Source organism: Salinibacter pepae, from assembly GCF_947077775.1.
In the GTDB taxonomy this organism is placed as follows: domain Bacteria; phylum Bacteroidota; class Rhodothermia; order Rhodothermales; family Salinibacteraceae; genus Salinibacter; species Salinibacter pepae.
Window position 1 is genome coordinate 321,778 of sequence record NZ_CAMTTE010000001.1, and the last position, 20,430, is coordinate 342,207.

Sequence of the window (20,430 nt, forward strand, 5' to 3'; positions counted from 1 at the left end):
CGTCTCTTTCCCAACCCACTTCCGACCAACCATGTCTACGTCCCCCGCACCGCCCATTGGCATCGCCATGGGCAGCGACTCCGATCTTCCCGTCATGGAGGAGGCCGCCGAGGTGCTCGACGAGTTCGGCGTGTCCTACGAGATGCGGGTTCTCTCCGCCCATCGCACCCCCGGCGTCATGCAAGAGTACGCCGAGACCGCCCAGGAGCGCGGCGTGGAGGTCATAATCGCCGGCGCCGGCGGGGCGGCCCACCTGCCCGGCATGCTCGCCGCCAGCACGCCCCTCCCCGTCATTGGCGTGCCGGTGAAAACCAGCACGATGAACGGCGTCGACTCCCTCCTCTCCATCGTGCAGATGCCGGGCGGCGTGCCCGTCGGGTCCGTTGCCATCAACGCCGCCGACAACGCCGCCCTGCTCGCCGTCCAAATTCTCGGCGTCGGGGCCCCCGATCTCCGTGCCAAGATGACCGCGTACAAGGACGACCTGACGGAGACGGTCGAGGAGATGGACGAGCGTGTGTCCGACCGTTCGAGCAGCAGCTAGCATCATTCTCCCCTGAGCAATGCCTCTCTGGAGATACACGCTTATTGTCATTTGCGCACTGGTAGCGTGGGGGGGCGGCCCGGCTTCCGCCCAGGAGCAGTCTATACCACCTTCCCAGCAGTACACCTCGACCGAGTCAATTGAGTCTGTCGCCACAGAGCAGCTTCCTTCAGTAGATGGTGCTGCTCTCCGCGCCGAGGCTGAAGCTCGAGCAAATGAGAGTGGCCCTTATCGTTTTGGCAAAGCCATTGAAACTGAGTACTCGCTGGATCGCCACGGTAGCTGGGAAAGACTTCCGTCGGGATCCTGGCTTTGGCGGCTTCGCATCCACTCCAAGGACGCCATGTCCCTGAATTTTAGATTCGAGCGCTTTCGGCTCCCCAGAGGGGCCAAGCTCTTTGTCCATGACCCAGGAGGAGAGGTTGTGCACGGTCCTTACCTTGGAGATGATGCCACGGAGGGGCAACTCTGGACGCCCATCATTCCAGGTGGCAAGGCAGTAATCCAGCTTGAGGTACCGGAGAAAAAACGATCAGGGGCCTATTTTCTAATCTCAAGAGTCAATCACGGCTTCCGCCCCATGGACCCCACTTCTTCGAAGAGCAAAAGTACGGGGGCACAGGCTTGTAATATTGATGTTGCATGTCCGGAGGCCGATCCATGGCGCAATCAGGTCCGCTCTGTCGGACTTTACTCTGTCAATGGGGTGGACCTCTGTTCGGGATCTCTCATCAACAATACCCGCAAGGATGGAACACCTTATTTCCTCACCGCCGAACATTGTCTGGAAGGGAGCGAGGAAGCAGCTGCGTCGATGGTCTTCTACTGGAATTACCAAAATCAGAGGTGCCGCTCACAAGGTGGTGAAGAGAGAATCTCACCCACTTCTGATGACAAAACCGACCAAACCTCTTCGGGAGCCATTCTTCGCATGAGTTACGGCAATTGCGAGAACACAAACGCTTATTGCCTTCCTTCCGATATAGCCGGCAAGTCGGATATCACTCTTGTAGAAATCGATGACCAAATCCCATCTAGCTATAATCTTTTTCTGAATGGCTGGGACAGAAGGGGAGAGCTTGCGCCGTCAGAAGCTGTAAGCATCCACCACCCGAGCACTGTCGGGAAGCGAATCACGTTCGAATACGACCAAACCAAGATTACAGGCCTCTCAAAATCGTCCAATGAGACCCACATTAAAGTGGACTGGGATGATGGGACTACCGAGCAAGGCTCATCGGGAGGGCCCCTTTTCGATTCTTCCCAACGAACCGTCGGTGTGCTCTCGACCGGGAAACAAGGATGTGAGATTCAAGACTGGTACGGACGGATACACGACGCTTGGGACACTGGAGGCCCTCCCGACACGCAACTCCGAGAGTGGTTAGATCCCGAGAACACGGGGAAGCAAGTCCTCAACGGGCGCCCTCTGAGCGAGGGAACAGACACCACGCCCCCCGCCCCGATCCGGGACCTCCGCGTCGACGGGGTGAATACGCGCGACCGGTCCGTGACGCTGCGGTGGACCGCCACCGGCGACGACGGCCGGGCCGGGACGGCCCAGCGGTATCTGCTCCGCTACGACACAACCCGCATCGAAACCGCGGCGGACTTCGAGCAGGCCCGTTCCGTGAGCGCGCCGCCACCTCCCGATACTGCGGGTGCGACGGAGACCGCCGTTGTCACGGCGTCGGACGGACTCGAGGCGGGTCGCACCTACTACTTTGCGCTCGTCGCCGAGGACGATGCCGGGAACCGGTCCCGCCGGACCTCTCCCGACCGCGAGGCCGTGCTGGTGCGGGAGATCCAAGTCGACAAGGGGAGTGTGGCCTCCGGGGCCGGTTCCTCCTCCAGAACCCAGTTCGTCCTCAACGAGACCCAAGAGGTGCGCGTCACGCTTTATGATTTGCTCGGGCGACGCGTCCGGGTCCTGCTCGACGAGGAGATTCCGGAGGGCTTTCGGCAGACCGTGCGCATTCCCACACGTTCTCTTTCCAGCGGGCCGTACTTTCTGCGTTTCGTCGGGGAGCGGTTCGCCATCACCCGCAAGGTCGTCGTCGTGAACTGAATCCGCTCGGGCGGGGTGCCGAGGGACGCACCTCACGCGTCCGCGCCATTTTTGGGCGGACGAATGCGGGCGAACCGGCGCTTGCCCACCTGGAGCACGAACGGCGCCGCCTCGGCCACGTCGATGTAGCGCCCGGTGTCGGTCACCTTCTCCTCGTCGATCGTGACGGCCCCCTGCTCAATCATGCGGCGGCCCTCGCTGTTGGAGTCCGTCAGGCCGGCGTGGCGCATCAGGTTCAGAAGGCCAACCTCTGCCCCCTCCTCCGGCGTCGGCGTGTACTCCGGCAGGTCGTCCGGCACGCCCCCCTCCACCACGGTCTGTTCGAAGTGCTCCTCGGCCCGATCCGCGGCCTCTTCACCGTGGTACATCTCCACGATGCGGCGGGCCAGTTGGGCCTTCGCCGCCCGCGGGTTGCTCTCGGCAAACTGCTTGACCTTCGGGAGCTGCTCGGTCGGGACGTCGGTAACGAGCTCCACGTAGCGGTAGATGAGGGCGTCGGGCACCGACATGGTCTTGCCGTACATGTCTTCGGGCGCCTCGGCGATGCCGATGGCGTTGTCGAGGGACTTCGACATCTTGTCGGAGCCGTCCGTGCCCTCCAGGAGCGGGAGCATCATGCAGACCTGCGCCGCCTGGTCGTTGGCCTCCTGCAGGCGCCGCGCCAGGAGCAGGTTGAAGCGCTGATCGGTGCCGCCCAGCTCCACGTCCGCCTCGATGTGGACGGAGTCGCGCGCCTGCGCCAGCGGGTACAGGAATTCGTGCAGGCTGATGGGCTGGCCCGCCTCGTAGCGCTCGTTGAAGTCATCGCGCTTCAGCATCTGCGCGACCGTCTGCCGGGCCGCCAGCTCGATGACGTCACTGAAGCGCATCTCGTCGAGCCACTCGGAGTTGTACCGGATCTCCGTCTTGTCCGGGTCGAGCACACGAGTCGCCTGCTCGTAGTAGCTCCGGCCGTGCTCGCGCGTCTCCTCGAGGGTGAGCTGGGGACGCGTCTTGGAGCGGCCGGACGGATCGCCGATCATGCCCGTGAAGTCGCCCACAATAAGGACGGCCCGGTGGCCGAAGTCCTGGAACTGTCGCAGCTTGCGGAGGACCACCGTGTGGCCGAGGTGAAGGTCCGGACGACTCGGGTCGCACCCGAGCTTCACGGTCAGGGGCGTGTCCGTCTCCCGCGACGTGCGAAGCTTCTCGGCAAGCTCGTCTTCCGGGACAATCTCTTCCGCCCCGCGGCGGAGAACCGTCATCTGCTCGTCGACCGGCGGAAATGCCATGCGTACGTCCTCGTCGTCAATGATACAGCTCGTGTCGATCTCCCCGTCCTGGCCCCCGACCTAAAAATTGTAGTCGCTCTGCTCCTGCTCCAGTCGGCGCTCCATCTCCCGCTCCTTAATGGCCTGGCGCTTGTCGTGCTTCTGGCGGCCCTTCGCGATTCCAATCTTTAGCTTCGCCCACCCGTCCCGGAAGTAGAGCGACAGCGGGACAATCGTGTAGCCCTCCTGCTCGGCCATCTGCCCCCACTTGCCAATCTGCTGGTCGTGGAGCAGGAGCTTCCGGCTGCGCCGCGGTTCGTGCCCGAACGGGCCGGCCTCCTCGTACGGCTTGATGTACATCCCGTGGATCTTCATCTCCCCCTCCCGATCGACCTGGCAGTACGCCCCGTCCAGGCTCGCCTTGCCCTGGCGCACCGATTTGACCTCGGACCCCTCCAGGACGAGCCCCGCCTCCAGGGTTTCCTCAATGTCGTACTCGAACTGCGCCTTCTTATTGCGCGCAACGACCTCGGTGCCTTCAGCCATAGCGGGTCATCGATGCAGTGAGGAATCCGGTGATTTATGCATTGGGGCCACGGCGCACACGGTCAGACAGGTGGAGCAGCGTGGGAGTCGGGGCTGCAGCGACCTGTACCTGACTGAAGTCGCCCAAACCCCGCACGCCGCTGACCGCAGTGCCCCGGGCCAATGAATCAGTGCTCTTCTTCCTCTTCCTCCTCGTCCTCTTCGTCGAGGTACACGAGCGGGAGGTCGGGGACGTCCTCCGTCACGTCGTAGTAGAAGAGGTACTTCCGAAACTCCGTCAGGCTCGCGATGGCGAGTTTGTCGAGCCCGGTGCGGAGGTCCTCGCGGTAGAACTCGTTCAGCGAGGCGGTGGTCTCCTGCGCCTGCACCCATACGTCGCGGTTGTCGTCGGCCGCCTCGCCCGAGGCGATCAACGCCTCGATCATCTCGTCCGTCGACTGGTCCCGCTTGGTGACGTACAGCCCCCACACCATCGGGTAGTTGGAGAGCTCGTACCACTCGCGCCCGATGTCCATCGTGAAGGGCTCGGGCTGAAGGGCGGGGACGTTGGGACCGACCAGCAGGGCCGCATCCTCCTCGGTGTCGAGCAGCGCCTGCGGGGAGCGGGCGTCGTACGGGACGAACGTGGGGTCGACCTGGTAGTGCTCGTGCAGAACAATCCGGGTGGCGATGCGCTCCTGCGCGACGCGCCGGTCGTAGGCAATCGTCTCCGGAAAGTCGTGCAGTCCCCCCTGCCACACGAGGCGGGCGTACGGGTACCGCCACGAAACCAGCCCCACACTCGGAAGCACGTCGATGGCGTTGCTCGCCTGCAGGGCCAGCATCGTGGGCATCAGCGCCACGTCCACCTCGTCCTCCACCAGCATCGCCGCACACTGCTCGGGGCGATGCCGCGTGATCCGAAACGGATTCTCGACGGCACCGGACGTAAAGCCCGAGGCCAGAAACTCAGCGGGCGGATAGTCCCAGATTGCAAGGTCCATGGGGACGCAAGACGAGTCCGAAGTCTACGAGCAGGGGCGTGCGTGCAGGCCCTCTCCGCTGCGCCCCTAGTTCCCCCGAATCTGCTCCTGAATCCGGGCGTCTTTGCCCGACAGGCCACGGAGGTACGAAAGCTTCGACCGGTTCACGGCCCCACGACGAACGACGTCGATCTGGGCCACACGGGGGGAGTGGACCGGGAAGATGCGCTCGACGCCCACGCCTTCGGACACCTTGCGAACCGTAAACGTCTCGTTCGGCCCGGAGCCACGACGCGAAAGGCACACCCCTTCGAACTGCTGGATGCGCTCCTTCTCGCCCTCAACCACCCGGAGGTGAACGTTTACCGTGTCCCCGGAGTCAAAGTCCGGTACGTCGTCGCGAAGCTGCGTCGCCTCGACGACGCTCATAAGATCAGTAGCCATGTCGCTGTTCTATTGTTGGGTGAAACAAACAATGGTCGGTCAACGCCGGAGGCGCGTGTGTCTACTGCGAAGACGCCTCGGTCGAATCGTTGTTGGTGTCGGGTAGGAGATCGGGCCGGCGGTCCCGGGTCTTTTCGAGTCGCTTTTCGTCCCGCCAGCGGGCAATGGCCTGATGGTCGCCCGAGCGGAGGACCGACGGCACCTCCTGCCCCCGAAACTCGGCCGGGCGTGTGTAGACCGGCGCGCCCAGAAGCCCGTCCTGAAACGCGTCCGTGAGGGCCGACGAGCTGTCGCCCAGCGCGCCCGGCACGAGGCGGACGACCGCGTCAACCAGCATCAGTGCCGGCAGCTCCCCGCCACTGAGAACCACGTCGCCAATCGACACTTCACGCGTGACGAGAAGGTCCCGCACCCGCTGGTCGATGCCCTTGTAGTGCCCCGCAATCAGAATGAGATGGCTCTCCATCGAGAGGCGGTTGGCCATCGACTGATCGAGCCGCTCACCGTCGGGCGTGAGGTAAATGATGTCGTCCGCCTCTCCGGCCGTCTCCTCGATCGCCTCCACGGCCCGAAACAGCGGCTCCGGCTTCAGCACCATCCCGGCGCCCCCGCCGAACGGGCGGTCGTCCACCTGTCGGTGCTTGTCGGTCGCGTACTCCCGAAGGTTGTGCACCTGGAGGGTGGCCACGTCCGATTCCTGTGCCCGCTGCAGGATGCTGTGCTGAAGGGGCCCCTCCACGAGGGCCGGGAGGGCCGTCACAATGTCGATGCGTATGCTCCCAGGCATGCCGGTGAACAGCGGTCTTCTGAGTGTGCCACGGGCTGCACTGCCCTACGCGTCCATCAACCCGTCGATGGGACGCACGACGATCCGTTCCGCGTCCTCGTCGATCTCGGTGATGAAGTCGTCGATGGCCGGGATCATCGCCTCCGTGTCCTCAGGGGTCCGGACCACGAAGAGGTCCTGTGCGGGCATCTCCATGAAGTTCGCGACGGTGCCCTGCACCGCCCCCTCCTCGGTGACGACGGTCCAGCCCACCAGGTCGTCGGCGAACAGCTCGTCGTCTTCCAGGCCCAGGGCCGCCTCGGTGGCAAACACGTCCATTTTGGCGACCGCCTCGGCGTCGTCCCGGTCCACGATGCCGTCGAGCCCCAGAATGACCGTGATGCCGCGCTTCGTCTTTTGGTAGCGGACCGATGCGACGTCGTGGCGAACGACACGACGCGGATGCGGCCCCACGAATACCGTGGGCAGCACCTCAAAGCGCGCCGGATCGTCGGTCGCGGACGGGTCGATTTTGAGCTCTCCGTCCAGCCCGTGGGGGCGGAAGATAAACCCCACCTTCACGAGGTCGGTCGGCGGGACGTCCGCGAAGTCCGGACCCGGATCCGCCGAATCGTCGGGCGTGGAGGCCGTCGGGGGAGGCATAGCACAGGGGCCGAAGGCCCCGCTCGGGACTACTCGTCTTTGGGCGCTTCGGTGTCGTCGGCCTCGTCGGCCTCGTCCGCGGCGGCCTCCGGCTCGTCCATATCGGACGCGGCGTCGGCGTCTTCGGCCTCCGTCTCTTCCTGAACGGCCGACAGCGGGGTGGCCTGGGCGCGCAGCTGGGCCTCCTCGTCGATCTCCTCGGCCCGCTCGCGCTCCCGCTCCAGCGGGTCCTGGCCGCGTGTGCCGACGGCGATCTTCACCTCCTCGCCCTGCTCGGCCATGCGCTCCCGAAACTCTTCGACGGCCGACTCGATCTCGCCCGGCGACTCGCCCTTCTTCTTCAGGTGGTGATGGAGCAGGAGGCCCCGGCGGCGCAGAATGGACCGCACCGTGTCGCTCGGCTGCGCCCCGTTTTCGAGCCAGTAGAGGGCCCGGTCTTCCTCCAGGCGCACCTCGGCGGGTTCGCGGAGCGGAAAGTAGCGGCCGATGTCCTCGATGTAACGGCCGTCCCGCGCGTTGCGCTGGTCGGCAGCGACGATCGAATAGACCGGAATCTTTTTGCGCCCAATGCGGCGCAGTCGAAGCTTAACAGACACGTGTTCGTTCGGGTGTGTTCAGTTCAACAATCGTGAAAGGTGCGCAAGCAGTTCTACCGGCGGCCCTCGTCCTAGCGTGGACTCCGACTCTGGCCCCCACCGCCCCCCGTAATCTTGTCCATGAGACTCGAGATGTCTACGTCCTGCCCCTTGCTCGTCATCTTCTGCATCGTCTTCATCATGTCTTTCATCTCCTCGAACTGGCTGACCAGCTGGTTCACGTCACGGACCTCATTCCCACTCCCCCGGGCGATGCGGCGCCGACGAGTGCCGTTTAGAATGTCCGGGTGGGCCCGCTCCTCCGGGGTCATCGACTGAATAATCGCCTCGATGTGTGTGAAGGCCTCCTCGTCGATGTCGAGGTCGCTAATCTTGTTGCCGACCCCCGGAATCATGCCCATGAGCTCCTTGATCGACCCCATCTTTTGGATGCGCTGGAGCTGGTCGTAGAAGTCCTGAAGGTCAAACTCCTCGGAGCGAATCTTCTCTTGAAGGCGCTCGGCCTCCTGCTCGTCGTACTGCTCCTGGGCGCGCTCCACAAACGAGACCACGTCGCCCATGCCCAGGATGCGCTGGGCCATGCGGTCCGGGTAGAACGGCGTGAGCGCGTCGAGCTTCTCACCGGTGGAGGCAAACTTGATCGGCTTGTTGACCACCGTCCGGATCGAGAGCGCCGCGCCACCGCGGGTGTCCCCATCCAGCTTGGACAGAACCACCCCGTCGTAATCGATGCGCTCGTTGAACTCTTTGGCGGTGTTCACCGCGTCCTGTCCCGTCATGCTGTCGACGACAAACAAGGTTTCGTTCGGCGCCACCGTCGTCTTGATGTCCTCCACCTCCTGCATCATCGCCTCGTCGATGTGCATGCGCCCCGCCGTGTCGATGATGACAATGTCGCGGGCCGTGTTCTGGGCCTCCGCAACGGCCTCGTTGGCCACACGGACCGCATCCTCGACGATCTCGCCGTCGTCCTCAATCGAATAGACGGGCGCATTGACCTGGTCGGCCAGCGTCTTGAGCTGGTCCACGGCGGCGGGCCGGTACACGTCCGAGGCCGCCAGCAGCGGCGCGTGTCCTTCCTTTCGGAAGTGGCGGGCGAGCTTGGCACAGAAGGTCGTCTTGCCGGACCCCTGCAGGCCAGCGACGAGAATCACTGTGGGCGGCGTCTCCGCCATCTCGATGCCCTCGTGTTCGCCGCCCAGCACCCGGGTCAGCTCGTCGTGCATGATCTTCGTCAACTGCTCGCCCGGCGTGACCGAGGTGAGGACATCCTCCCCCGTGGCCGCCTCCTTGACGTTCGCGGTAAACTCCTTCGCAACCTGGTAGTTGACGTCCGCGTTCAGCAACGCACGGCGGATCTCCCGCATCGTCTCGGCGACGTTCACCTCGTCGATGCGACCCTGGCCCGTGACGGACTGCAGGGCGCCCTCGAGCTTTTGGGACAATCCTTCAAACATGATGGTGTGCCTCGGCTCGTCTCGTCGATATTGGGACCTGCCTCCGCCGCAGGCAGCAGAACAGAGAGGCGGGCTGTCGCCACCTCTGGCGGCCAATTTGCATCAGAGACTACTTTCCTGAATTGCTGGCTCAACCGGTCCCTATACGCATTGGCCGCCACGATTCGATCCATTCCCGGAGGGGTGTTCATCCATAATTCGCCACCCCGCCTAATTCGCCACCCCGCCCTCGGGACGCGGAGGCCTCTGTAACAATCCCCCCACGGCGTTCGCTGTGACACCTCCCCGGCAGGGATCGTTTTTGGGCGACGGCGCGTATTTTCGTTGAACTTACCGCCCCAACCAGGCACCCGCCTTTTTCACTGTGAATGGGCCCAATGGGCTCTCAAGCCAAAACCTCGTGGCGCCGCCAGTTTCGGTCCTATCGTCGTTCGTTGTCGGCCCGATCCCATCGCGCCCGCAGCAGCCTGATCGTGCACCGGGCCCTGGCCGCCGCGCCCGTGGCCCCGGCCCAGGTCGTGCACGTGTACTGGCCGATCACGGCCCAGCGCGAGGTCGACACGCGTCCGCTCATCGCGCTGCTTCGGGCCCGGGACGTGGAGGTCGTCCTGCCGGTCGTTACGAGTTTTGAGGCGGAGACGCCCACGCTGGAGCATCGCCGGTACGACGGGCCGGGGTCGCTGACGGCCAATCGTTGGGACATTCGAGAGCCCAAGCACACAGAGCGGGTCCCGGCCGGCGCGATTGACGTGGTGTTCGTGCCGGCCCTGGGCGTCGGCCAAGACGGACACCGGATCGGCCACGGGTCGGGATACTACGACGCGTTCCTCCAGTCGGTCGCCTGTCCGCGCGTTGCGCTGACGTACGAGGCCTGCCTGGTTCCCTCCCTGCCGAATGCCTCCCACGACGTGCCGATGACCACGATCGTTACCGAACAACAGGTTCTTGCCCCGTAGACTCGCTCCCCCCGCGGTCTCTCCCTCACAACCGCCCCTCTGCGACATGTCTTCTCCGCGCTCCCGGTCTCAACGGTCCTCAGAGACAACCGACGAGTCCTTCGAGCAGCCCTCGGCCTTCGAGGTGGGCGAAACCACGCTCGACCTGGACGACATCTCCGAGGACGAGCTGGACACCTTGTACTTCAGCGACGACACGGACGCGTCCGGCCTCTTCAACCTGCCCACCGTGACCGGACTGACGCTAATCCTGGCCGGCACCATTTACCTCCTGAGCGAACTCGGGGCGTGGACCGGCCTGGCCTTTTCCGGTCTCATCCTTCCCTGGCTGGTGGGCGTCGGGGTCATCCTGCTCGGGTTCGGCCTTCTCACGTGGCGCTCGTCGGGCACAGACGACCCCGGGTCCACGACGACCAAGAAGGCCGTGGAGGCGGACACCGGCCGGACGAAGGTGGTGGAGGAGCCCCAAAAGTCAGACCAGAAGCAGCTAACCCGCTCCCGCACCGACAAAAAGCTGTTTGGCGTATGCGGTGGGATCGCAGAATACCTGAGCCTCGACCCCACCCTCGTCCGCATCGCGTTCGTCGTCGGGGTTATCGGGTCCGGGGGGCCGTTCGTGCTCGGCTACTTCGCCCTGGCCTTCATCATGCCGAAGGAGCCCCCCCTCACCCCCGAGGAACGGCTCTCGATCATCCGGGACGAGGCGGACGAGTCGTAGGCCCGGTCCGCTCACGCCCCCGCCGTTGCCTCGGCAGGGCGGGGCCGGGTTCCCGCAAGGGCCTCCTGCATCGAGGCCGGCTCGAGGTAGTCCTGAACCGCGGCGTTCACCTCGTCCAGCGTAAGCGCCCGAATTTCTTCGGGAAAATCGTCGAGGTAGGCGACGTCGAAGCCCCGCTCGGCGTTGGTCAAGATGGACTGGGCCAGGCGGTCGGTGGTGGCCAGGCCGACGGCGTACGAGCCGGTGATCGTCGTCTTCTTCGCGTCGAGCTCCTCCGCCGTGGCCCCCTCCGCCACGAACTCGCGGATGACGTCCGTTGTCGCCGCGATGCCCTCGTCCACGGCGTCGTGGCTGAGGGTGACGCTCGTCTGCCACGACCCGACGTACCGGGTGCTCACCCCGGATAGGCTCGACCGGATGCTGTAGGTGAGCCCCATCTCGTCGCGGACGGTGGACATGAGGCGCGCCGCAAAGTTGCCGCCGAGGATGTAGTTGCCAACGTAGAACGCAGGGTAGTCGTCGTGGTCCCGTCGGATGGGGACCGTGTGGCCCAGTCGCACATCCACGTTCGACTTGTCCGGCATCGGGACGGTGGTGCGGCCGGCCTCCGTAGAGACCGCGTCGGTGTCGTGGGTGGCCGGGGCGTCGTGCGGTGCCCACCCGGCGAACGTCTCGTCCACGACCGAGGCCACCGCGTCGTGCTGAAGGTCCCCGACCACGGCGAGGGTCCACTCGTTGGCCCCGAAGTGAGCCTCGTGGTAGTCCCGCACGTCCTGCACCGTGAGGCCCTGTAGCCACTCCAGCACCGTTTCCGGGGCGGGCGAATAGTTTGGGTGCCCCTCGGGAAAAAGGCGCTGCGACAGGGCCGTGGAGGCCTGCGCCGACGTCTTCTCCATACGGCGCTGCAGATCGGCGGCCACCTGCGCCCGGGCCTTCCGGAATTCTTCGGGGTCGAACGCCGGGGCCCGCAGCATCTCGGCCGCAACCTCCAGAACCCGCGGCAGGTCGTCTACCAGCGCCCGGCCGGACATCTCCACGAACAGGCCGTCGCTCGACAGGTCCAGCTTCGCGCCACACGCTTCCAGCACGCGGGCCAGCGCAAAGCGGTCGCGGTGCTCCGTGCCCTTGTCGAGCAGGGACACCGTGAGCTGCTGGCGGAGCGCATCCCCCGCGGCGAGGTCCGGATTCGTCACGAACGACCCCCGGAAGGAGACCACGTCGTCCACCGCCGTGCGGAGCGTCAGAAGGCGCCCGGGACCGGCCGTGCGGTCCTGAATGCGGGGGGCGAGAGCTGGATCGGAGTGGGGGCGCGTGGAGGCGGAATCGGACATGAACGGAGCGGTCGGTGGAAGGCAGTGGGCACGGAGACAGGACGGCGGCCCGGATGGAGGGCCGGAATGGGGAGAGCGGCCGTCAGGAGGTGGGGACGTACCGGCCGGTGGTGACGCCATCCCTGGTCAGGTACGTCCGGGCGACACGCTGGACATCCTCCGCGGTGACGTCGTCCAGGCGGTCGAGGTACTGGGTGTACAGCTTCCAGTCGCCCGCCGCGAGCGATTCGTTGAGCTGCGAGGCCACGCGCATCGGCCCGTCGCGGTCGAACGCAATTTGGGCACGGAGCTGGCTGCGTGCCCGGTCGAGCTCCTCCTGCGTGACGCCGTTCTCCTGCACGTCCGTGATCGTCTCGTGGATGGCGTCCTCGACCGTCTGGTGGTCCTGATCGGGGGCGAGGTACGCAAACACCGAGAAGAGCCCAGGGTCGCGGAGCCGGAAGTTGATGCCGAAGACGTCACTGGTGAGGCCCTGATCGGTGCACCGCCGAAACAGGCGACTGCCCTTCCCCGACGCCAGAATGCGCGCCAGCACGTCGAGCACGTCGGAGTCGGCCTCCAGCGCCGGGGGCGACTTGAACCCCATCAGGACCGCCCCGAGCTGGCCGTCCTGTCGGACCGTCACGCGGCGGGGGCCGGACTGCTTCGGCTCCTCGGTGGTGACCTGCGGAATGTCGCGCGGGGCCGGCCCAATGTCCCCGAAGTGCTCGGCCACCTCGGCCAGCGTCTCCCCCCGATCGAACTGCCCGACGATCGAGAGCGTCGCGTTGTTGGGCCAGTAGAACGTGTCGTAGTACTCGCGCAGCCCGTCCGGCGTGATGCGCTCGATGTCGCTCTTCCACCCGATTGTGGGGTGGTGGTAGGGGTGCGCCACGAACGCCGCCCCCCACACCTCGTCGAACAGGCGCGACACCGGGTCATTCTGGTTCCGGTCCCGCTCGTTTAGAATGACGGTGCGCTCGTCCTCCACGTCCTCGGCGTCGATCAGCGCCCCCCGCATCCGGTCGGCCTCAATGTCGAGGGCGAGCGGCAGGTGCTCGGTGGGGAGCATCTCGTAGTAGTTGGTGCGGTCGAGCCAGGTGGACGCGTTCACCTTCGCCCCCACGGACTGGAGCGTCTCGAAGATGGAGGTGCCCTTGCGCTTGTGGTACCGCTCGGTCCCCTTAAACATGAGGTGCTCCAGCATGTGGGTCGCGCCGGTGTGGCCCGTGCGCTCGTTGCGGCTCCCCACGTGGTAGGTCACCATCGAGGTCGCCACCGGCGCCCCGTCCTGGGGCAGCAGCAGAATGCGGAGGTCGTTGTCGACGAGGCGGTAGCACTCGATCCCGTCCGACGCCTCCTGAAAGTCGACGGCGGCGGGGAGGTCGCGGGGCGGAGCGGGGACGGTCTCGGTCATACGGGAATACTGAGATCGAAAAAGGAATGCCGTTGATTGGGGAGAAGAGTGATGCGTGAGGTCGTGATGCGTGAATTGCATACCTTGGCCTGTACTCACGTATCACCCTTCACGCATCACGCTCAGTGCGCTTCCAGCCAGTTGCCGCCGGTGTCCATGTCGACGGTTACGGGCACGTCGTCGAGCGGCAGGGCGTCGCGCATCTCGTCGTCGACCATGGTCTGTGCGGCGTCCAGCTCGTCCGGGGGCACCTCAAAGACGAGTTCATCGTGCACCTGCAGCAGCATCTGCGTCGCCCAGTCGTCGCCGGCGAGCCGGTCGTGGATGCGGTTCATCGCAATCTTGATCATGTCCGCCTGCGTGCCCTGGATGGGCATGTTGACGGCCACCCGCTCGGCGGCGCTGCGCGCGTTGCTGTTCGAGCTGTCGATGTTGGGGAGGTAGCGCCGGCGCCCCAGGAGCGTCTCCGCGTAGCCCTTGTCCTGGGCCTTCTCTACCAGCTCGTTCAGGAGCTGCGAGACCCCGGGGTACGACTTCCGGTACTGCTTGATGATGTCCTGCGCCTCGTCGACCGGCATCCGCATCCGCTGGGCGAGCCCCCACGGCGAGATGCCGTACGGAATGCCGTAGTTGACCTCCTTCGCCTTGCTGCGCTGCTCCGGCGTCACGTCCTCGGGATCGATGCCGTAGACCCGCGCGGCGGCGTCGGTGTGGATGTCGCCCCCCTCTCGAAAGGTCGACCGCATGGCGTCGTCCCCGCTCATGGCGGCGAGGATGCGCAGCTCGATCTGCGCGTAGTCGGCCGAGAGCAGGGCCCATCCGTCCTTCGGGACGAAGGCGCGCCGGATTTGCCGGCCCATCTCGGTGCGGATGGGGATGTTTTGGAGGTTCGGGTCGCTCGACGAGAGCCGCCCGGTGGCCGTGCGGGTCTGATTGAAGCTGGTGTGCAGGCGCCCCGTCTCGGGGTGGACGAGCTCGCCGAGGCTGTCGAGGTAGGTGCTCTTGAGCTTGTACGTCGACCGCCAGTCCAGGACGAGCCCCGGAATTTCGTGCTCGGTGGAGAGCTCCTGGAGCACACTCTCCTTGGTGGACGGCTTCCCGGTCGGCGTCTTGGAGACGACCGGAAGGTCGAGCTTCTCGAACAAAATTTCGCCGAGCTGCTGGGTCGAGTTGATGTTGAATTCTTCCCCGGCCAGTTCGAACACCTCCTTTTCGATGCCGCTGAGGCGCTCCTCCAGGCCGGCCAGGATTTCGTCGAGCACGTCCGTGTCGAGCCGAATCCCAGTGTGCTCCATCGTGGCCAGCACGTGCACGAGCGGAAACTCGATGTCGTGGGCCACGTCGAGCACGTTTCCGTTCTCCAGTTGCGCCTCCAGCTCGTCCGCCAGGCGGTACGAAATGTCGGCGTCCTCGCAGGCGTAGGGGGCGGCCGTCTCCACGTCCACCTCCCGCATCGAGTCCCGGTCGGTCTCGTCCCCAATCAGGTCCGCAATGGGGACCATCTTGTAGTTGAGCACCGACCGCGCCACGTCGTCCAGGTTGTGATTTTCCTCCGGGGCCACGAGGTAGTGGGCCACCATCGTATCGAACAGCGTCCCGCCCACTTCGACGCCGTGCTGCTTCAACAGGAGCAGGTCGTACTTCAAATTGTGCCCCAGCTTCTCAGTGTCCCGCGCCAGCACCGGCCGCAACACGTCGAGGACCGCGTCGGTCGGGGTGTCGTCGGGAAGCGGGGTCGGGACGTAGGTGGCCCTCTCCGCCTCTGAGCTGAACGACAGGCCCACGAGGTCTGCCGTCATCGGGTCTCGGGAGGTCGCCTCCGCGTCGAACGCGTAGCGGGCCGCCTCGCCGAGCCGGTCGGCAAAGGCGTGGAGCTCCTCCTCCGTCCGGACGACCTCGTAGTCGACGGCCTCCGGGTCGAGCTCCTGCACCTTCTCGTAGGGGCCGAAGTCGAACTGCAGGTCCGGATCGTCCTCGTCCGTCTCCGCTTCGGATCCGTCGTCCCCCTCGATGCCGAGGCGGTCGCCGAAGGAGTCGAATTCCAGCTCCCGGAAGACGGCCGTAAGCTTTTCCTCATCCAGCTCGCGGCGCTGGAGCTCGTGCCAGTCGAGGCCCACGTCCAGTTCGGTGCGGATGCGAACGAGCCGTTTGCTGAGACGCGCCTCCTCGGCGTGCTCCTGCATGCCCTCCCGCGCCCGCTTCCCGCTCAGGTCGTCGGCGTGGTCGATCAGGTTTTCCACGGAGTGGTACTCCCGCAGGAGCTTCTGGGCGGTCTTCTCCCCGATGCCGTAGACGCCGGGCACGTTGTCGCTGCTGTCGCCCATCAGGGCCAGCATGTCGACGAATTGGGCCGGGTCCAGGCCATATTCGTCCCGGAAGGTGTCCCCCGTCTTGATCTCAAAGTCCTGGTCCCCCTTGGCGGGCTTGTAAATCGAGACCTTGTCGCTGAGCAGCTGCTTGAAGTCCTTGTCGGGCGACACGATCACCACGTCGGCGTCGTCCGCCTCGGCCTGCTTCGCGAGCGCCCCAATGACGTCGTCGGCCTCCACGCCCGGCACCTCCAGCACCGGAATGTCGAGCCCCTCTACGATGTCTTTGATGTAGGGAATGTTTTCCAGCAGCTCCTCCGGCGGCGGGTCCCGGTTGGCCTTGTAGTCGTCGTACATCTCCTTCCGAAAGGTGTCCTCTTCGCCCTCGTCGAACACCACCGCGGCGTGGTCGATGTCGTGGTCCTCGATCAACTTGAGCAGGGAGTTGGTGAACCCGTACGCCGCGGAGGTATTCTGGCCCTTGGAGTTGATCAGGGGCCGACTGATGAAAATGTAGTGCGCCCGATAGGCCAACGACATCGCGTCGATGAGGTACAGGGCACTGTCATCGGGGGCGGCGTCGGGGGGGGACATGCGAGGCGGAGCGGGCTGGCGGGAGAAACGATGCAACAGGGCCGGGCCGTCACGCTGCGATGCGGCTAACGGCAACAACCGCTCCCTCTAATGCCCGACGAGAGGACGAGGTTCAAGTCTGTCCCCGTCACGACTGCGCGTTCCGCGTTGTTGCTGAATTCTTCCAAGCCAGTGCCCGGTGGGATCTCCCGACGGCCGAGGGTGGTACACTCGGTGATGCGCCCCGCGTCCTCTCCTCCCCCGGATTTCCCTGTATACGATGAGGCTTCTTCTCTTCGACATTGACGGCACCCTCGTTCGGGTGAACGGCCGCGGCCGCGAGGCCGTGAACGCCGCCTTGTCCTCGCTTATGGACCAGCCGATTTCTGCGGACGGCGTGACGTTTTCCGGCCGCACGGACCCGGCCATCGTGGAGGCGGTGCTGGCGCACAACAACCTGCCCGCGACCGACGCCCTGATTGAGGACGTGATTACGACGTATGTGGAGACCATGCGGGACGTGCTGACGCCGGCGGACGTAGAGGTCCTACCGGGGGTCTCGGACCTGCTGGCCCGGTTGGACGCCCACCCGGAGATCCACCTGGGCCTGGTGACGGGAAACGTTGAGCCCATCGCCTACGAGAAGCTCTCCACGCACGGCCTGGACGAGTACTTTCCCGTTGGGGCCTTCGGCAGCGACCACGCGGAGCGGAACCGATTGCCGGAGCTGGCCACCCGGCGGGCGGCCGACCACACGGGCCGTGCCTTCCGTCCCCACGAGCACGCCGTCATCGTCGGCGACACGGCCCACGACATCGAGTGTGCCCGCGCCGCCGGGGCGCAGGCCGTGGCCGTCTGCACCGGCCGCTACGGGCGGAACGACTTGTCACAGCACGATCCCGACCTGCTGTTTGATTCCCTCGAGGACCCCTCCGCGTTCGTGCAGCGCGCCCTGTAGACTCGGCGCAAAGGCCCCCCGCCTCCGACGCGTTCTTCGGTTCGACTCGTGCCCCCTCGCCGGCCGGCTGTTTCACTCATCGTCGTGGGCCCTGGGGAGCCAGACCGTGATCCGTGTTCCCTCTCCCTTCTCAGTCTCCACGTCAATGCTCCCCTCCATCTGCTTCGTGGTCTCCTTCGTTACCGCGAGCCCGATGCCCGTGCCCTGATACTCGCGCGAAAACCCCTCGGAGGCCTGCCGGAACGGCTCAAAAAGGCCCTCGGCGGTTTCGGGGTCCATGCCAATTCCCGTGTCTTCGACCTCGAAGCCAACGGTCTCCTCCTCGCGGTACGTTCGGATCCACACACGCCCGCCCGTCTCCGTATATTTGACGGCGTTGGAAAGTAGGTTCCGTGCAAGGATTTGAACGCCGCCCTCGTCGGCCTCGGCCCATGCCGCCTCCGTCTCCAGCTGGAGAGACACCCCCTTCTCCTCGGCCCGCGGCCGAAGCTCTTTGGCGACGGCCTCCGCCTCCCCTACCAAATCGACCGGACGGGCCTCCAGCTCCATCTCGCCGGCTTCCAGCTTCGACAGGTTCAGCACCCCCTCCAGCGTCTCGAGCAGGCGCCGCCCACTCTGCTCGATCAGTTCGGCGTACTTCGGCAGCGGACTGTCGTCCGGCAGGTCGAGCTCCTTCGCTTCGGCATTGGTCGCTTCCGCAAACCCGATGATCGAGGTGAGCGGCGTGCGGATCTCGTGGCTCATGTTCGCGAGCAGAGAAGATTTGAGCTGACTGGCCTCCTCCGCCTCCTGCTTCGCCTCACGGAGGGCGCGCTCACGCTCCTTCCGTTCCGTGATGTCTTGGATCGTCCCCCGAATCCGCACCACCTCGCCGCCCTCCCACTGGGGCTCGCCCCGGATGCGTGCCCACCGAACCTCGTCGCCGGCCGCGACGCGCACCTCCAGGTCGGAGGGCCTTCCCTCCTGAAGGGCGTCCCGCAGCGCCGTCCGCACCCGGCGCTGGTCCTCCGGGTGGTAGTACCCCACCGCCCTTCTCGGATTCGGGTCGGCGTCAGGCGGGTAGCCGAGAATCTCGTATGCCTTCTTTGTCCAGTTGCTGGCGTCGGTCCTGGCGTCGTACTCCCAGGCCCCAACGCTGGCAATCTCCTGCGCACGGTCGAAGAGGTCGTTCTGTCGCTCCAGGGCCTCCTGGCGCCGATGTTGTGCGGTCACGTCCCGGGTGATGCCTACGATCTGGCGCACACGCCCCTCCACGACGACGGGGGCGATGCGGGTTTTCCAGTACGTGTCCCTCCCCTCCAACGAGATGGTCTCCTCGTACAGACGGGCCTCTCGGTGTTGCACGCACCGCCGGCACTTCTCCATCATCAGCCGCCGTGCGTCGCCCCCAAACACCTCTCGTGGGGAGCGTCCCCGGACCTCCGCCTCGGCATACCCGAACTGCTCCTCGTAGACGGGATTGACACGCCGGTACCGGAACGTCCGCCCGTCCGCCTCGCCCTCCACATCAAGGAGGAAAAGGGCATCCTGGGCGTTTTGGAAGAGCGTCTCGGACTGTCGAAGGCGCCGTTCTCGCTCCTTCCGCTCGGTGATGTCTTGAGACACCGCGAGCCCGGAGATGACGTCGCCTGTCTTCCCCCGGATTGGAAGCGTCTGCACACGGTAGTGCTGCCCCCGGTATTCCTGTTCGTAGACGTGCTTTTCCCCGTCCAGGGCACGGCGAAAATACGTAACGTGTTCTCGCGCAATCTCGTCCGGAAACAAATCGTGCGGGGTCTTGCCCTCCACGTTCGACGGGGGGAGTCCGGCGCTCTCCAGCCGCTGCCCCCCCGCAAGCCGGAACCGCAGGGCCTCGTCGAACAGAAAGACCCCTCCGTCCGGGAAGTTATCAACCAGCGTCTGGTAGCGGCCCTTTACCCTCCGGAGCGTCTGCTCCCGCCGCACCCGGTCCGTGATGTCGCGCAGGTGAAACACAGCCCCTGGGCCTTTTCCCTCCGCCTGGAGGGGCGCCCCGCTCACCGAAAGCACCCGTTGGGTCCCGTCCGGCCACCGGACCGAGAGTTCCGCGTCACGCACCGACGCGCCCGTTTCCAACACGCGGTCGAAAGGAACCGCCTCCTCCGGCATGGTGTCCGTCCCGAATGGCGTCAGGGTCCATTCCAGTTCCGCGTACGTTCGACCGCAGATGTCGTCTTCACTGCTCCTGAGCACCTCCGCCACCCGCCCGTTCGCCTGGACAAAGGTGCCCTCCTGATCGAGGCGAACGATCGCCCCGGGGCTGGTTTCGACAAGGCGGTCGAGCAAATCGCGCTGCCGTCGAATCGTCATCCGGCCGCGGAGGGAAATACTGACCGTGAGTACCACGACGGCCATGATCGCGAGCACGACGGGGGGCTGCAGTTTCGGGGCAGGGGTCAAGAACAGCCCCCCAGCCGTCACCAGGCCCCCGAACCCAAAGAACCAAAGGACGGGCCGCAATGACTGGGCGCCGAGTTCGATGACCACCCCGATGGACGCGTATACGAGCAATAGAGCGAGCCCGTACTCACTTCTGAACTCATTTGCCGTAGCGACGGCCACAACCCAGATCATCTGGAGATACATAATCCCCCACATCAGCGGCACGTAGTGACGCCGGATCCACCTGGAGACGTAGGACAGCAGGAAGAGGCCCCCGAATAGGCCCGACAGGCCCAGGTACGCCCACCTGGGGCTCGCCAACTCAAGGCCGGACAGCCGATAGAGGATGCTGAGGGACGTAATCAAGAACGCCCCGAGGAGGCTCATCAGGCGATAGAGCTGGATGCGGTCCCCCTCATCGGACGAGAGCGCTTCGTCGTCGGGACGGAGCAGCGAGAAAACGGTCAGGACCATGCGAACCATGTCATTCTCG

Annotated in this window: 17 protein-coding genes and 1 pseudogene; 6 read left to right on the top strand and 12 right to left on the bottom strand. The window is 65.3% G+C overall.

Going from position 1 to position 20,430, the window contains the following annotated elements; translation table 11 throughout:
* The first annotated feature begins 31 nt into the window (after positions 1-31).
* From purE to OJA40_RS01410, 3 genes and pseudogenes are all read left to right on the top strand, one after another.
* Positions 32-544 carry a 5-(carboxyamino)imidazole ribonucleotide mutase gene (gene purE / locus OJA40_RS01400; RefSeq protein ID WP_208425542.1) on the top strand — a complete coding sequence of 171 codons (513 nt, stop codon included), beginning with the start codon at positions 32-34 and terminating at the stop codon, positions 542-544.
* A 580-nt stretch (positions 545-1,124) separates the two neighbouring features.
* Positions 1,125-1,850: pseudogene (locus OJA40_RS15445) on the top strand (trypsin-like serine peptidase); the annotation flags it as partial.
* Between the two features lie 183 nt (positions 1,851-2,033).
* Entirely contained in the window at positions 2,034-2,612 is a 579-nt protein-coding gene (locus OJA40_RS01410) for a T9SS type A sorting domain-containing protein (protein ID WP_263808187.1), read from the top strand.
* A gap of 32 nt (positions 2,613-2,644) precedes the next feature.
* On the opposite strand, the gene tyrS is transcribed toward OJA40_RS01410, so the two are convergent.
* The 8 genes from tyrS to ffh form a co-directional block, all read right to left on the bottom strand.
* Positions 2,645-3,883 carry a tyrosine--tRNA ligase gene (tyrS, locus tag OJA40_RS01415; protein WP_208425544.1) on the bottom strand — a complete coding sequence of 413 codons (1,239 nt, stop codon included), beginning with the start codon at positions 3,881-3,883 and terminating at the stop codon, positions 2,645-2,647.
* Positions 3,884-3,943: 60 nt separating this feature from the next.
* Positions 3,944-4,408: an SsrA-binding protein SmpB gene (smpB, locus tag OJA40_RS01420; RefSeq protein WP_208425545.1), complete on the bottom strand. Its 465-nt coding sequence runs from the start codon at positions 4,406-4,408 to the stop codon at positions 3,944-3,946.
* 167 nt (positions 4,409-4,575) lie between these two features.
* Entirely contained in the window at positions 4,576-5,391 is an 816-nt protein-coding gene (locus OJA40_RS01425) for an MqnA/MqnD/SBP family protein (protein WP_208425546.1), read from the bottom strand.
* 66 nt (positions 5,392-5,457) lie between these two features.
* Positions 5,458-5,814: a 50S ribosomal protein L19 gene (gene rplS / locus OJA40_RS01430; RefSeq protein ID WP_118841225.1), complete on the bottom strand. Its 357-nt coding sequence runs from the start codon at positions 5,812-5,814 to the stop codon at positions 5,458-5,460.
* 61 nt (positions 5,815-5,875) lie between these two features.
* Positions 5,876-6,601, bottom strand: coding sequence for a tRNA (guanosine(37)-N1)-methyltransferase TrmD (trmD, locus tag OJA40_RS01435; RefSeq protein WP_208425547.1), 726 nt, complete (start codon positions 6,599-6,601; stop codon positions 5,876-5,878).
* A 45-nt stretch (positions 6,602-6,646) separates the two neighbouring features.
* On the bottom strand, positions 6,647-7,243 hold the full coding sequence (gene rimM / locus OJA40_RS01440) for a ribosome maturation factor RimM (protein ID WP_208425548.1): 597 nt from the start codon (positions 7,241-7,243) through the stop codon (positions 6,647-6,649).
* 29 nt (positions 7,244-7,272) lie between these two features.
* On the bottom strand, positions 7,273-7,839 hold the full coding sequence (gene rpsP / locus OJA40_RS15450) for a 30S ribosomal protein S16 (RefSeq protein WP_208425549.1): 567 nt from the start codon (positions 7,837-7,839) through the stop codon (positions 7,273-7,275).
* 71 nt (positions 7,840-7,910) lie between these two features.
* Positions 7,911-9,296, bottom strand: coding sequence for a signal recognition particle protein (gene ffh, locus OJA40_RS01450; RefSeq protein ID WP_013062104.1), 1,386 nt, complete (start codon positions 9,294-9,296; stop codon positions 7,911-7,913).
* Positions 9,297-9,673: 377 nt separating this feature from the next.
* On the opposite strand from ffh, the gene OJA40_RS01455 reads away from it, so the two are divergent.
* Together OJA40_RS01455 and OJA40_RS01460 are read left to right on the top strand one after the other, a co-directional pair.
* Positions 9,674-10,252, top strand: coding sequence for a 5-formyltetrahydrofolate cyclo-ligase (locus OJA40_RS01455; RefSeq protein WP_263809842.1), 579 nt, complete (start codon positions 9,674-9,676; stop codon positions 10,250-10,252).
* A 46-nt stretch (positions 10,253-10,298) separates the two neighbouring features.
* Positions 10,299-10,970, top strand: a complete 672-nt coding sequence (locus tag OJA40_RS01460) for a PspC domain-containing protein (protein WP_208425551.1) — start codon at positions 10,299-10,301, stop codon at positions 10,968-10,970.
* An 11-nt stretch (positions 10,971-10,981) separates the two neighbouring features.
* Here OJA40_RS01460 and OJA40_RS01465 read toward each other — a convergent pair whose 3' ends face one another.
* The 3 genes from OJA40_RS01465 to polA form a co-directional block, all read right to left on the bottom strand.
* A complete protein-coding gene (locus tag OJA40_RS01465) occupies positions 10,982-12,301 on the bottom strand; it encodes a M16 family metallopeptidase (protein ID WP_208425552.1) in 1,320 nt (439 codons plus the stop codon).
* A gap of 82 nt (positions 12,302-12,383) precedes the next feature.
* Positions 12,384-13,697, bottom strand: a complete 1,314-nt coding sequence (locus OJA40_RS01470; RefSeq protein ID WP_263808103.1) for a M16 family metallopeptidase — start codon at positions 13,695-13,697, stop codon at positions 12,384-12,386.
* Positions 13,698-13,819: 122 nt separating this feature from the next.
* The gene (gene polA, locus OJA40_RS01475; protein ID WP_208425553.1) at positions 13,820-16,600 is read right to left on the bottom strand and encodes a DNA polymerase I; all 2,781 of its coding nucleotides are present in this window, start codon (positions 16,598-16,600) and stop codon (positions 13,820-13,822) included.
* Between the two features lie 259 nt (positions 16,601-16,859).
* Between polA and OJA40_RS01480 the strand changes: the two genes are divergently transcribed.
* Positions 16,860-17,537 carry an HAD hydrolase-like protein gene (locus tag OJA40_RS01480; protein ID WP_208425554.1) on the top strand — a complete coding sequence of 226 codons (678 nt, stop codon included), beginning with the start codon at positions 16,860-16,862 and terminating at the stop codon, positions 17,535-17,537.
* 72 nt (positions 17,538-17,609) lie between these two features.
* Here OJA40_RS01480 and OJA40_RS01485 read toward each other — a convergent pair whose 3' ends face one another.
* Positions 17,610-20,420: a PAS domain-containing sensor histidine kinase gene (locus OJA40_RS01485; protein ID WP_208425555.1), complete on the bottom strand. Its 2,811-nt coding sequence runs from the start codon at positions 20,418-20,420 to the stop codon at positions 17,610-17,612.
* Positions 20,421-20,430 lie beyond the last annotated feature (10 nt).

Excerpts from the sequence above, each read along its gene's own strand:
- polA (WP_208425553.1), bottom strand. The coding sequence starts at position 16,600 with ATGTCCCCCCCCGACGCCGCCCCCGATGACAGTGCCCTGTACCTCATC.
- rplS (WP_118841225.1), bottom strand. The coding sequence starts at position 5,814 with ATGGCTACTGATCTTATGAGCGTCGTCGAGGCGACGCAGCTTCGCGAC.
- trmD (WP_208425547.1), bottom strand. The coding sequence starts at position 6,601 with ATGCCTGGGAGCATACGCATCGACATTGTGACGGCCCTCCCGGCCCTC.
- tyrS (WP_208425544.1), bottom strand. The coding sequence starts at position 3,883 with ATGGCATTTCCGCCGGTCGACGAGCAGATGACGGTTCTCCGCCGCGGG.
- OJA40_RS01465 (WP_208425552.1), bottom strand. The coding sequence starts at position 12,301 with ATGTCCGATTCCGCCTCCACGCGCCCCCACTCCGATCCAGCTCTCGCC.
- OJA40_RS01485 (WP_208425555.1), bottom strand. The coding sequence starts at position 20,420 with ATGGTTCGCATGGTCCTGACCGTTTTCTCGCTGCTCCGTCCCGACGAC.
- purE (WP_208425542.1), top strand. The coding sequence starts at position 32 with ATGTCTACGTCCCCCGCACCGCCCATTGGCATCGCCATGGGCAGCGAC.
- OJA40_RS01470 (WP_263808103.1), bottom strand. The coding sequence starts at position 13,697 with ATGACCGAGACCGTCCCCGCTCCGCCCCGCGACCTCCCCGCCGCCGTC.
- rimM (WP_208425548.1), bottom strand. The coding sequence starts at position 7,243 with ATGCCTCCCCCGACGGCCTCCACGCCCGACGATTCGGCGGATCCGGGT.
- smpB (WP_208425545.1), bottom strand. The coding sequence starts at position 4,408 with ATGGCTGAAGGCACCGAGGTCGTTGCGCGCAATAAGAAGGCGCAGTTC.
- ffh (WP_013062104.1), bottom strand. The coding sequence starts at position 9,296 with ATGTTTGAAGGATTGTCCCAAAAGCTCGAGGGCGCCCTGCAGTCCGTC.
- OJA40_RS01460 (WP_208425551.1), top strand. The coding sequence starts at position 10,299 with ATGTCTTCTCCGCGCTCCCGGTCTCAACGGTCCTCAGAGACAACCGAC.
- OJA40_RS01425 (WP_208425546.1), bottom strand. The coding sequence starts at position 5,391 with ATGGACCTTGCAATCTGGGACTATCCGCCCGCTGAGTTTCTGGCCTCG.
- OJA40_RS01455 (WP_263809842.1), top strand. The coding sequence starts at position 9,674 with ATGGGCTCTCAAGCCAAAACCTCGTGGCGCCGCCAGTTTCGGTCCTAT.
- OJA40_RS01480 (WP_208425554.1), top strand. The coding sequence starts at position 16,860 with ATGAGGCTTCTTCTCTTCGACATTGACGGCACCCTCGTTCGGGTGAAC.